The sequence below is a fragment of the Vibrio hepatarius genome, assembly GCF_001274785.1.
Classification (GTDB): Bacteria; Pseudomonadota; Gammaproteobacteria; order Enterobacterales; family Vibrionaceae; genus Vibrio; species Vibrio hepatarius.
Window position 1 is genome coordinate 152,162 of the sequence record NZ_LHPI01000016.1, and the last position, 12,563, is coordinate 164,724.

A 12,563-nucleotide genomic window follows, 5' to 3' on the forward strand; every position below is an offset into this window, starting at 1 on the left:
GGTTGATAAAATCGGATTTCTATTCCCTTGTTATTGGCTAAGTTTAATAAAGTAAGGTTTTGTTATGCAGGGTTGGTAAAAACTGGGAATTTTATGCATTAAGCTAGATTTTAATTCACAGTCAAATTTTCGAACTTATTTTGATTTAAGTCAAAATCGTATTTTGTACTGCTTATCTTTGTTGGAACAATAAAAAAGAGAGCCGAAGCTCTCTTTTGAATGAAGTTGATGATCTTTTCTTCTACTTGATCAATAAACCACCGAAAGTAAAACCTAACGCGACCGCTGAAGCGATGGTGACGACACCCGGAATAAAGAATGGGTGGTTAAACACATACTTACCAATACGCGTTGAACCTGTATCGTCCATTTCAACCGCTGCAAGCAGGGTTGGGTAGGTTGGTAGTACAAACAGCGCACTAACTGCGGCAAAAGAGGCAACCGCTGTTAGTGGTGCGACACCAATGGCCAATGCTGCTGGCATTAGCGCGACCGTGGTTGCACCTTGTGAGTAAAGCAGCATCGAAGCGAAGAACAATACCATGGCTAGCATCCATGGGTAGTCAGACAGCAGTGCGCCCGCCACTTCTTTGATGCCGTCAACGTGCGCGTTAACGAAGGTTGAACCTAGCCATGCTACACCCAGCACGCAGACACACGCTGTCATACCAGAGCGGAATGTTGATGCTGATGGGATTTTCGCTGCGTCGATCTTAGTGATTAAGACGATAACCGCCGCTGCGGCTAGCATTACTGTCATGATCGCTTCGTTACGACCGAGCGCAGGGTCAACGATAAGACCAACTGATTTAGAAATCGCCGCCGCGTAGCAGACAACAAAGCCAATCGCCGCTAGGAAGATGTAAGTAGCGGTTTTTGCGGTTGGCAGGATTTCGCGTTGAGTTGTGCTCGACAGTTTCACCAAACCTTTCTCTAGACGCTCTTGATAAATAGGATCGTCTTTAAGCTCGCCGCCCATAAAGTTCGCAACAAACGCGCCAATCATACAAGCAAGGAACGTGGTTGGAATACACACCGCAAGCAGAGTTAGGTAGTCCACGCCTTTTGGTGCCAGCATCGCTGCAAAAGCGACAACTGCGGCTGAGATTGGTGAAGCCGTGATCGCGATTTGTGAAGCGACAACGGCAATAGACAGTGGGCGTGAAGGACGAACGCCTTGACCTTTTGCTACTTCCGCAATCACAGGTAGGGTTGAGAACGCCGTGTGGCCAGTACCCGCCATCAGTGTCATTAAGAATGTCACGATTGGCGCGTAAAAGGTGATGCGTTCAGGGTGTTTGCGCAAAAAGTTCTCTGCTACTTGTACCAACCAGTCCATACCACCGGCGACTTGCATTGCTGCAATCGCGGTAATGACCGACATGATGATCAAGATTACGTCAACAGGGATAAATGCTTGGCTAGTTGGAACACCTAAGATCAACGAAAGGGCGATAACACCTGCGCCACCCGCTAAACCAATGCCAATGCCACCAATTCGTGCTCCCAAGAAAATGAAGAGCAGAACGGTAAAGAGTTCGACTGCTATCATGAGAATACCTCGTAAAGTTAATTATTAATTTTGTTTATCTAAAAACTCTGGTGCGGAATGCTTAGATAAGCAGATTTAAGGAGATGCTGGTACGTAAAGCGTAAAAACGAGCAAAAAGGGCCCCGTTAGGGACCCTTTAAATCAACGTTTATTCGTAGCGTTTCGCTTTATACTTAGGATGCATAAAGTTATCAACTGAAAGAATGTCGTCTAACTCTTCAGAAGTTAGTAGACCACGCTCTAGTACGACTTCGCGTACGCTCTTACCTGTTTCTGCACAAATTTTACCAACGATGTCGCCTTCGTGGTGGCCGATGTATGGGTTTAGGTAAGTCACGATACCGATAGAGTTGTATACGTAGTTTTCACAGATTTCTTTGTTCACTGTGATGCCATCAATACACTTGTCGCGTAGGTTGACACACGCATTAGCCAGTAGAGAGATAGACTCAAACATGCTTTGCGCGATAACCGGTTCCATAACGTTCAACTGTAGCTGACCGCCTTCTGCTGCGAATGAAACCGTGTTGTCGTTACCAAGTACTTTAAAGCAAACTTGGTTTACGACTTCTGGCACTACTGGGTTTACTTTCGCTGGCATGATTGAAGAACCTGCTTGAAGCTCAGGTAGGTTCAATTCGTTCAGACCCGCACGTGGACCAGAAGAAAGCAGACGTAGGTCGTTACAAATCTTAGACAGTTTAACCGCAAGGCGTTTTAGCGCGCCGTGAGTCATTACGTAAGCACCACAGTCTGACGTTGCTTCGATCAGGTCTTCTGCAGGCACCACTTCTAGGCCAGTTACTTCAGCAAGGTGTTTCACCGCTAGTGCTTGGTAACCTTGAGGTGTGTTAAGACCAGTACCGATTGCCGTTGCACCTAGGTTGATTTCAAGCAGTAGCTTAGAAGTGTACTCAAGCGCACGGATTTCTTCGTTTAGTGTGACTGCCCAAGCGTGGAACTCTTGACCAACTGTCATTGGCACAGCGTCTTGTAGCTGAGTACGACCCATCTTCAAGATGTCTTTGAATTCTTGGCTCTTAAGCTCGAATGCACCTTTTAGGTATTCAATCGCTTCAATCAGTTTTTGCACGCTGTTGTATACCGCGATACGGAAACCCGTAGGGTACGCACAGTTAGTTGATTGGCTCTTGTTTACGTGGTCGTTCGGGTTGATGAACTCGTATTGGCCTTTTTCCTTGCCCATTAGTTCAAGTGCCACGTTCGCGATCACTTCGTTGGTGTTCATGTTGACAGAAGTGCCCGCACCACCTTGGAATACGTCTGAAGGGAATTGATCCATGCACTTACCTGTTTCAAGAATCAAATCACACGCTTCGATGATGTAGTTAGCAACGTCTTTTGGAATCGCGCCCAACTCTTTGTTGGCAAGAGCGGCTGCTTTCTTCGTCATGATCATGCCGCGAACGAATTCAGGCACGTCAGAGATAGTTACGTTGGAGATATTGAAGTTTTCAATCGCACGTAGGGTGTGGATACCGTAGTAAGCGTCAGCAGGAACGTGGCGTTCACCTAGTAAGTCTTCTTCGATACGTGTAGCTGGGGCTGCTGTTTTTGGAGCATCAGTAAGAGTAGCCATCACAGGATCCTTAGATAATTATTCTGATAATAAAGTAATTTACTAGCCAATCTGCAATTTAAGAATCCATTCGTCAGAGTTTTAGGCTGTCAAATCTGTCCTGACTTATGGGGCTCATCATACTGTACTTGCCGCATAAAAATAGTAACTGGATCACCTTTTTCGCTTTTGATCAGTCAAAGTTTTGCAAGATATGAACAGGGTATAAATAGACTGCTATTTCTTCGCCAACATCGGGCGTAGGAACTGCGCTGACACGATTTTTTACCGCTTAGATTTGAGCTAAACCAGCTGAGCACGTACACTGAATTCAACAAAGGAGGGCGTGTGTTTCCTATCTTATTATTACTGTTTATTTTTGTTCCTATTATCGAAATAGGCCTGTTTATTTCGGTGGGCGGTTACTTAGGTTTGTGGCCGACTATCGCTTTGGTGTTGATCACCGCGTTTGTTGGTGCCTCTTTAGTACGTAGCCAAGGGCTACAGACGCTAATGTCGGTACAAAACAAACTTCAGCAAGGTGAGTTGCCAGCGCAGCAGATTTTTGAAGGCGTAATGCTAGCGTTCGCCGGGGTGTTGTTGTTAACCCCAGGGTTTATGACCGATGCTCTCGGTATGTTAGTCCTGTTACCAGCCCCTCGTGCGGCCATCGCCAAATATCTGATGAGTAAAATGGTGGTTAAGTCGGTCGGTGGCGGTTTTCAAGGTGGCTTTCAGCAAGGTCCATTTAACCAAGGACCATTTGATAACGACCCATTCCATCGTGACCCATTCGACTCTCAACGTGGTGACCCATTTGACTCTCAACGTGGTGATACGTTTGAAGGGGAATACGAGCGCAAAGATGACGACGATCGTAACAAGCTGAATTAAGCCGCTCGTTAGTCCAAACACTCAGAACAATAGAGACGCTCTTCGGAGCGTCTTTTTTTGTTTTTGCAATCGAGTAATTGTTCTATTTATTAGTTATTTATTAATTAACTCAATGGATTAATCTCAGTTTTGAAACAAACATTTTCTAGTGGTGTGTAAAATTTGATAAGGGTTCAAATATTCATTAAATCTATGAGATCTACATCTCGATGTAATGGAACTTTGTTTTTTTGTTTCATAAAAAAGGTCAACACTGGTCGAGATTTATCAGTCAAATTTCGTACTTGTAGTGACATGGAACGCACTTTCTTTCTCGGTGGTGGAAGGAAGTGATTTTAAGGTGGACATAATGAAACAAAAACTTACCCCAACCCTGATCGCAGCGGTGGTCGCAAGCACGCTTTCGGTTCAAGCACAGGCCGATATTATTATCTCTCAATACGTTGAGGGGAGTAGCTTCAACAAAGCGATCGAAATCGCCAACACTGGCGATAGCGCGGTGACGCTCACTGGTTATCAACTCGCTAAATCAATAGATGGTAAAGGAAACTGGGACGAAAAATACGACCTCAGCAACGTAACGTTAGAAGCGGAGAGTGTGTTTGTACTTGCTAATAGCGGTGCGAATAGCGCCATTAAAGCGCTTAGTAATGATACAGACAATTCGGTAACAAGTTTTAACGGCGATGATCCTATTGCGTTACTCAAAGATGGTGCTGTCCATGATTTATTGGGCGAGATGGGTGATAAGGATTTTGCTAAAGACGTAACTTTAGTGCGCAATACCAATGCGATGAAGCCATCTGCGACGTACTTTGCTTCTCAGTGGACAACGCTAGAACAAAACGACATCACGGGGTTGGGTGAACTGGATGGCGGCACGGCACTACAACCATTTGCTTGTACGCAAGACGGCCTAGAGCCTGAGTTTACTGCGATTCAAACCATTCAAGGTTCAGGCAAAACGTCACCATTTATTGACGGTTACCCATACATTACTAACGAAGAATTTTTCGTGAAAGGCGTCGTCAGTGCGGTCACCACTGGATTGACCAAAGGCTTCTATCTACAAGCGCTAGACGATGACAACGACCCACAGACGTCAGACGGCTTGTTCGTTTACACCAATCAATCCAGCTCTGAACTTCAGCCTGGTGACGTTGTGTGCGTGAAAGGTAAAGTGCAGGAATACTACAACCTGACTCAGCTTAAAGCAGAGAACAACGATTGGGTGAAGCAAGGTGAAACCAGCGCGCCAGACGCTACGGAAGTGGTGATTCTGCCTGGCGACGAAACGTTTGAAGACACGTTAGAACGTTACGAAGGCATGCTGGTGAAAACCACCGAAGCGTTAGATATGCGTGTGACGCGTACCTTTGGTTACGATTACGCGGCGCGCCGCAATAATATGGTATTGGCACAAGGACGGATTAACATGCATCCAAACCAAGTGCATCCAGCCGGATCTGAGGAAGCCAAACAACAAAGCGCGGAAAACGCTGAGCGCCGTCTGTTTGTTGAATCGGATGCCAAAGCCGCTGACGGCCAAATCCCGTATTACCCAGAATTCGGCCGTACCGACGCTGACCAAAATGGTTCGACTGAAGACTACATTCGTATCGACGATAGTGTCGTTGGCCTAGAGGGTGTACTGAGCTACAGCTACAACGATTATCGTCTGATCGTCACCAACCAACTGAGTGCCGAGAACTTCGTTCACAACGATCCGCGTACCGATTCGGTGGATATGAAAGAAGGTGACTTGCGCATCGCGACGTTCAACGTACTTAACTACTTTAACTCCCCATTTGGTGGTGACAGCAACCCACATGGCGATAACCGTGGCGCGGACAACTACGAAGAGTTCGAAGTCCAACAAGAGAAAATCGTTAACGCCATTCTTCGTTTAGACGCTGATATTGTTGGCTTGATGGAAATCGAGAACAATGGGTTTGGTGATGCAGGTGCTGTGCGTCAACTTGTTGAGCAGTTAAATCAGCGTATCGATGACAAAAAACTGCGTTACGATTTTGTTGCGATGGACAGCAATGGCGATAAGCGAATCGACGAGAACGACTATGTCGGTAGCGATGCAATCACCACTGGCGTGATCTACCGTCCTAAAGTTGTGAAACTGAAAACGCCACGCGTGATCCCAATGCCAAGTCAACAAGCCCCAGCGGTGCTAGATGACAACGGTAAAGTGATTGAAGACGGAAAAAACTACCAGCGCGATACATTAGCGCCGACGTTTAAAGTTAAAGGCTCAAAAGAGAGTTTAACCGTCGCGATTAACCACTTTAAATCGAAAGGCTCGAAATGTTGGGAAGACGCTGCGCCAGTTGAGCAAGGTGGCCAGGGCGGAAAAGACTTAGACCAACAAGGTTCTTGTGAGAACTTTCGTGTCGCCGCTGCGGTTGCGTTGGGTGAAGCGCTGAAAGAGATCAAAGGACACAAAGTTATCCTCGGTGATATGAACTCGTACGGCATGGAAGACCCAATGCTAGTGCTGACTGACTACAGTGCCGAGAAATACGGCAAAGAGATCAAAGCAGCGCGTAACACTTACATCGCCGACGAGCCTCAGTTTGGTGATGCGGGAGCGGTGATCGAGCAGAGCTATGGTTACATTAACGCGGTTGCGATGAAACACCCTGATAGCTGGAGCTACTCATACAACGACGAAGTGGGCGCGCTTGACCATCTATTGATCAGCCCAAGCCTGAAAGCGCATTTTGTTGACGCGACCGACTGGCATATCAATGGCGGTGAATCGACGCTGTTTGACTACAACGACGAGTACAAAGGTGACATGCCGAAGTATAACGACCACTTCCGTTCTTCAGACCACGACCCTGCGGTTCTGGAACTGAAAATGGCTGGTTCATTCGGTATTGGCGGACTGATGGCGATGCTAGGTTTGGTCGCGTGGCGACGCCGCGGCTAACTCGCTTGTAGTTTCACGGTAATCAACGCCAGCCGAATTCGGCTGGCGTTTTTATTGCGATGACGAATCAATGTGAGGACAAACACACCCCGTTATTGTTGCAGGCGCTTAGTGATAGTTGAATCGGTATACTGTGTTGGTAATTGTTACAGCAACGGATAACGCCGGATATGGACATCAGCTATCGTCAGCTCAAAGCTTTTATCGCTTTGGCTGAGGAACAAAATTTTACTTATGCCGCTGAAAAGGTGCACATCACCCAGTCTGCGTTGAGCCAGATGATGAAAAAGCTAACCCAGCAACTTGCCAGCGAACTCTATCAGCGCCAAGGCAGAAAAATCATCCTCACTGAAGCGGGCGAGCAGTTGTATCAGGAAGCGCGATTTATCGTCAATCGCTTGGATAAACTGGTGCAGCAGAACAAAGACCGCCAACACGGCTACAACAAATCGCTGGTGGTATCGTCGCTCTACACACTGTGTGCATCCTTAGCGCCGAAAACCCTCAATGACCTGAAAAAGCGCCATCCAGATTTTACTTTTCGCTTAATTGAAGAACGGGTTGATGACATTACCCATTCAGTACTGCAAGGGCAGGCAGACATCGGCATCAACACCAATCCGAATCACCCAGAATTGAACTTTGATTTACTGTTTCGCGATTACCTGTGCTTTGTTTGCCGGCAAGACCATCCGCTCGCCGAGCATAAGCAAGTCAGCTGGGAACAAGCGCATCAATACGCGTCGATTGGTGTCAGCCCCGGGAACAGTTTACGCACCCTTGCCGACGAAGCGTTTCAACGCATTGGTTTAACCTATGATCCGGAGTTGAGCGCTTCGCATACCTCAACGTTATTAGGGATGATTTCCAGCGGACTAGGTTCGACGATTCTGTCGTCCACCATCGGCGAGTTGAACAACAACGCGGAAATTCGCTTTATCCCGATTATTCAGCCGGTTCAGTACCGCTCGGTTGGGCTTATCACACGTAAAGAAACTCATCGAGAGTTAGTTGATGAGTTCAGTTTGATTTTGAAAAAGCATGTCAGCGACTGGGGCTTTGCTGAGTTCATCCCCAGTCGTTAAGCGGGGTTACATTGGTCCGACAGGTAAACCCGTCAGCATGTAAATCAGGAATAGCCCGCCCCAAACACTAAACAGCACCAGAGCGTATGGCACCATCATCGCGAGGAAAGTACCAAATTTCACTTGCGGGTTATATTTGGCTATCAGTGCTAGCACCATCGGAATATATGGGTTGGTCGGCGAAATGATGTTAGTGGTTGAGTCGGCAATACGGTAGCCCATTTGCGTAACTTGCGGGTCCACGCCAAGCAACATAAACAGTGGGATAAATACCGGAGCCATGATCGCCCATTGCGCCGAGCCACTAAACACAATCATGTTCATCAGGCCAGCAAGAATCATAAACAGCGCCATCATCGCCAGCTTTGGCATCTCGACAGACGAAATCCACTCCGCACCGTTGACCGCGATAAAGATGGCTAAGTTGGACCACTTAAACCAAGCAATGAACTGGGCAATCACAAATACCAAGACAATGTAGCCGCCAACGCCTTTGAGCGCTTTGGACATCAAATCAGGGATATCACTGGCTTGTTTTATCGTACCTGCTTTGACGCCGTAAACCACCGCATTCATAAAGAAGAACGCCATAATGATCGGGATAATCCCTTTTAGGAAAGGTGAAGGCACCAAACCGCCGTCTGCATTACGCAGCGGTGAATCGGCTGGCAGCAGGACGGCCAAAAGCAAAGCGATAAACACCAAAGACGCTGCTCCAGCCCATTTCAACGCACTCTTTTGCTGAGCAGTAATTTCAAAGGACTGTTCACTATCGGCGTGGGTAGTCGCCATTTTATGCGCGAATTTAGGCTCGATGTATTTGTCGGTGATGAGCGTCCCTGTGACGACTAAAATCGGAACGGAAAGCAACATAAAGTACCAGTTTGCTGCCGGGCTGACTTCGACATGTTCGACGATGGCAGACGCTTCGGTTGAAATACCGGAAAGCAACACATCGGTGCCGGCAATAAATAGGTTAGCGGTAAACCCAGCGGCGACCGCGACAAAACCTGCGGCGATACCGACGATTGGGTTGCGGTTGGTTGCCGCAAAAATCAGACCTGCGAGAGGGGGAACCAAAATGAATGCGGCGTCTGAGGCGAGGTTACCGATGATACCAGTGACAAAAATCGACGCGGTGACAAACTGACGCGGCGCGTTGAGCAATGATTGCTTGATTGCGCTGTCGGCCAAGCCCACTTCTTGCAATAGCCCCACCGCTAGCATCATACATAAGACCAATCCGAGCGGTTTAAATGAGACAAAGTTGTTCACTGTCGATTGTAGGATGTAAACCAGACCTTCACCGCTGATCAGGCTTTTAACGTGCACCACTTCACCCGTAGACGGATGGGTCACGCCGCCGCCAATAAACGAGAATAGCCAAGAGAGCAGCATGACGCCGAGGCAGAGGAAGATAAATAGATAGAAGGGATGAGGGACTTTATCGCCCAGTCGCTCAATGCGGTCGATCATCGACGAGCCTGAACTCGATTTTTGCGTAATTGCAGTCGACATTGTTAGAACACTCCTTTGTGTAAAGAGGGGAGTCACTTCCCCTCATTTGTTGTTATTGCTGTTCAATCAAATTGATAAAGTAAGCGGCGCCAATCGGCAGCAGCCGGTCGTTAAAGTCGTAGGCTTTGTTGTGCAGGCCAACGCTGCATCCTTGCTCCTCAGTGCCGTTGCCGATAAAGCCGTAGCAACCCGGTACTTTGTTGAGGAAAAAGGCGAAGTCTTCACTGGTCAGCATCGCTTCGCAGCTTGGGTTAACGTGCTCAGCACCAACGGTTTGAGCCGCTGCGGTGATCGCCCGTTGAGTTTCGTTTTCGGTGTTGACCGTTGGTGGGTGAGAAATGGGTCCGAGTTTAAATTCCGCTTGCATCCCGTGCGCTTTGGCGCTGTGAACCACCAGTTGCTCGAGTCGTTCAACCAAGCTGTCTCGTGTTTGTTGCGACAAAGTACGGAACGTACCGCTCATATGGGCCTGGTCGGCGATGGCGTTGGTGGTTTCTCCACAATGCAGCTGTGTGACCGAAACCACCAGTGGGTCAAACGGATCGTAGCTGCGGCTGACCATGCCCTGAATACCTTGGTAAATATGGGTTGCGACCAGTAATGGATCTTGGGTTGTGTGGGGTAAGCCAGCATGACCGCTTTTACCGTCGACAGTGACAAACAGACGGTCAGAGCTCGCCATGATTGGGCCCGTCTTAAACGCAAAATGCCCTTCAGGAATCCCCGGCATATTGTGCAGTGCGTAGCATTCGTCGATCGGGAAGCGCTCTAACACGCCGTCGGCGATCATGGTCTCGGCGCCACCGCGACCTTCTTCTGCCGGTTGGAATATCAGCACCGCTTTGCCAGCAAAGTTACGCGATTGGGCCAAGTAACGCGCCGCGAGTAGTAACATAGTGGTGTGGCCGTCGTGGCCACAAGCGTGCATTTTACCGTCGTGGCACGAGCGGTGGGCAAATGTGTTGGCTTCATGGATGGGTAGCGCGTCCATGTCGGCGCGCAGACCGATGCTTTTCCCGTCCCCGAGCGAGCCGTGAATCACACCCACTACGCCCGTTTTGGCGAAATCAGTACAGATTTCATCGACGCCGTACTTTTCGAGCTCGGCAACCACTAGCGCTTGGGTGTTATTTTCTTCAAAACCTAATTCTGGTTGCTTATGAATGGCATGACGGATACTAATCGCGTCGGCTAACCAAGGTTCTAAGACTTCAATAATGTTCATACATCTCCCCTTTAATTGAGAGTGATTTAACACTATTGAAACAATTCAAACAAACCGGATTACTACTGAAACTATTAGCGTTGCTAATAGTTACTTGGAGAGAGGCTAAACTAAAAGCCGCCCAATACTGAGCGGCTTAAATGACGATTACATCCCATAGGTAAATGGTTTACCGAGCGGCAACATGTCCTGATGCACTGGTGCTAATGCGCTCGCGTAGCAGCTGAGCAGTTTCAAAGTGTATTGGGTGCGAGCGACAAAGTCACTGTCATCGCTGTGCGCATCTTGATCGATGAGTTTATCGCTGTTGCGTACAATGAGGTGGTCAGGCAAAAAGCACACGTGGTTATTTTTGCTGCCAGTCATGCGTAATTCGCTGATCGGGTAAACACCGTTGATACTCACGCTGACACTCACCAATAGTGCTGGTTTATGTGCCAGCTCGTTTGCTGTTGTCAGCAATAGGAAGTTTTTCAGCACTGGGGTCGCCATCCCGTGCCATTCCGGCGTGATAAAGACAAACGCGTCAGACTCTTTCAGTTTTTGCGCAATTGGTGTCCAAACATCCCACTCTTGGCTACCTTGCCAGACGCCTTCATTCCAAAATGGCAGGTTCAGTTCATGCAGGTCGAGGATCTCCACTTGGTCGAACTCTTGCAAAGCGTGCTGTTTGAGAAAACGAGCTACGTTGAGACTTTGTGAATTTGCCCTTTGGCTGCCAGAGACAATCGTTAGTTTCATAATCATTTCCTTTTGAATTTAATATCTTGTTTATTGGTGTTATGCATTTGCAGTTTTAGGACTATGGGAGGCCAAGAAGATCGAAACCAGTATTGCTCCTGCACCTAACAATTGCAGTGGTGTGAGTATTTCATCTAAAAATACGTAACCCAACACGCTTGCCGAGACGCTACTCAGAAATCCTAGAAACGCGACGTTTGTTGCGGGAAGGCGCTCGATTCCTTTAAACCACAGTGCGTAAGCGAGTACGGCGCCCACAATGGTTAGGTAGCTGTATCCGGCCAAGTTTTTTAGCGAAATGGTCTCCGGTAGACCTTCAAACCATAGCGCGGCAGGTAATAGAAGGATGCCTCCGACGAGGAGTTGCCAGCCAGTGAACGCCAATGTCGACATATTCTCCGGACGTCCCCAGTATTTGGTGAGCACCACGCCACTTGCCATGCTTAATGTGCCTAGTACGGCCAGAACAATCCCTTGCGCGCTGATTTGCACCGTTTCATTGATGACGATAAGCGCCACTCCAAGCACACCGAAGATTGCTGCGATGCAGTGGCTCAAAGCGATCTTACTTTTTAATACCAGCCCACTGAGCAACATCACAATGATCGGTTGGCTCGACATGACCAGTGCCGCGGTTCCTCCAGGTAGGTAGCTCGCCGCAAAAAACAGGCAGTAAAAGAACAGTCCAATGTTGAGCACGCCAAGGCAAGCGAGTTTTCCCCACCATTGTTGACTCGGAAAGCAACGCGTATAAGCGATGAGCAACAATCCCGCCGGCAGCGCACGTATCGCAGACGCGAGTAGGGGACTGTCTGCGGGTAGCAACTCAGTAGTGACGATGTAGGTGCTGCCCCAAACGATGGGAGCAATCGCGGTGAGCAGTATTGCTTGAATCCTTTCTGCGCTGGTCATAATGACTCCTATAAAAGTATCTTTTTTGAAAGATTGTTTTTTAAAAGTAATGGCGTTTTTTCTTTTGGTCAAGTATCTTTTTGAAAAGATTTTAAGTTAGTAATGATCGT

General features: G+C 48.0%; 9 protein-coding genes. 3 read left to right on the forward strand and 6 right to left on the reverse strand.

Translation table 11 applies throughout. From position 1 onward, the window contains the following. Positions 1 to 241: 241 nt before the first annotated feature. Entirely contained in the window at positions 242 to 1,552 is a 1,311-nt protein-coding gene (locus AKJ31_RS15805) for an anaerobic C4-dicarboxylate transporter (RefSeq protein ID WP_053410070.1), read from the reverse strand. Between the two features lie 148 nt (positions 1,553 to 1,700). Then, positions 1,701 to 3,152, reverse strand: a complete 1,452-nt coding sequence (gene aspA / locus AKJ31_RS15810; protein WP_053410071.1) for an aspartate ammonia-lyase — start codon at positions 3,150 to 3,152, stop codon at positions 1,701 to 1,703. 327 nt (positions 3,153 to 3,479) lie between these two features. Here aspA and AKJ31_RS15815 point away from each other — a divergent pair, with 327 nt between their 5' ends. The 3 genes from AKJ31_RS15815 to AKJ31_RS15825 all read left to right on the forward strand — a co-directional run bounded on the left by AKJ31_RS15815 (position 3,480) and on the right by AKJ31_RS15825 (position 8,057). Then, entirely contained in the window at positions 3,480 to 4,025 is a 546-nt protein-coding gene (locus tag AKJ31_RS15815) for an FxsA family protein (RefSeq protein ID WP_053410072.1), read from the forward strand. 349 nt (positions 4,026 to 4,374) lie between these two features. Further along, positions 4,375 to 6,972, forward strand: a complete 2,598-nt coding sequence (locus AKJ31_RS15820; protein ID WP_053410073.1) for an ExeM/NucH family extracellular endonuclease — start codon at positions 4,375 to 4,377, stop codon at positions 6,970 to 6,972. Positions 6,973 to 7,142: 170 nt separating this feature from the next. Next, positions 7,143 to 8,057: a LysR family transcriptional regulator gene (locus tag AKJ31_RS15825; protein WP_053410074.1), complete on the forward strand. Its 915-nt coding sequence runs from the start codon at positions 7,143 to 7,145 to the stop codon at positions 8,055 to 8,057. Between the two features lie 6 nt (positions 8,058 to 8,063). Here AKJ31_RS15825 and AKJ31_RS15830 read toward each other — a convergent pair whose 3' ends face one another. The 4 genes from AKJ31_RS15830 to AKJ31_RS15845 all read right to left on the reverse strand — a co-directional run bounded on the left by AKJ31_RS15830 (position 8,064) and on the right by AKJ31_RS15845 (position 12,453). Continuing rightward, a complete protein-coding gene (locus tag AKJ31_RS15830) occupies positions 8,064 to 9,575 on the reverse strand; it encodes an AbgT family transporter (RefSeq protein ID WP_053410075.1) in 1,512 nt (503 codons plus the stop codon). A 52-nt stretch (positions 9,576 to 9,627) separates the two neighbouring features. Continuing rightward, the gene (locus AKJ31_RS15835; RefSeq protein WP_053410076.1) at positions 9,628 to 10,800 is read right to left on the reverse strand and encodes a M20 aminoacylase family protein; all 1,173 of its coding nucleotides are present in this window, start codon (positions 10,798 to 10,800) and stop codon (positions 9,628 to 9,630) included. Between the two features lie 147 nt (positions 10,801 to 10,947). Beyond that, positions 10,948 to 11,541: an NADPH-dependent FMN reductase gene (locus AKJ31_RS15840; protein ID WP_053410077.1), complete on the reverse strand. Its 594-nt coding sequence runs from the start codon at positions 11,539 to 11,541 to the stop codon at positions 10,948 to 10,950. A gap of 39 nt (positions 11,542 to 11,580) precedes the next feature. Beyond that, positions 11,581 to 12,453, reverse strand: a complete 873-nt coding sequence (locus AKJ31_RS15845) for an EamA family transporter (protein ID WP_053410078.1) — start codon at positions 12,451 to 12,453, stop codon at positions 11,581 to 11,583. Positions 12,454 to 12,563: the final 110 nt, after the last annotated feature.

Bases quoted from the DNA above. Each gene is read 5' to 3' on its own strand.
- AKJ31_RS15820 (WP_053410073.1), top strand. From the start codon at position 4,375: ATGAAACAAAAACTTACCCCAACCCTGATCGCAGCGGTGGTCGCAAGC.
- AKJ31_RS15805 (WP_053410070.1), bottom strand. From the start codon at position 1,552: ATGATAGCAGTCGAACTCTTTACCGTTCTGCTCTTCATTTTCTTGGGA.
- AKJ31_RS15825 (WP_053410074.1), top strand. From the start codon at position 7,143: ATGGACATCAGCTATCGTCAGCTCAAAGCTTTTATCGCTTTGGCTGAG.
- aspA (WP_053410071.1), bottom strand. From the start codon at position 3,152: ATGGCTACTCTTACTGATGCTCCAAAAACAGCAGCCCCAGCTACACGT.
- AKJ31_RS15840 (WP_053410077.1), bottom strand. From the start codon at position 11,541: ATGAAACTAACGATTGTCTCTGGCAGCCAAAGGGCAAATTCACAAAGT.
- AKJ31_RS15835 (WP_053410076.1), bottom strand. From the start codon at position 10,800: ATGAACATTATTGAAGTCTTAGAACCTTGGTTAGCCGACGCGATTAGT.
- AKJ31_RS15845 (WP_053410078.1), bottom strand. From the start codon at position 12,453: ATGACCAGCGCAGAAAGGATTCAAGCAATACTGCTCACCGCGATTGCT.
- AKJ31_RS15830 (WP_053410075.1), bottom strand. From the start codon at position 9,575: ATGTCGACTGCAATTACGCAAAAATCGAGTTCAGGCTCGTCGATGATC.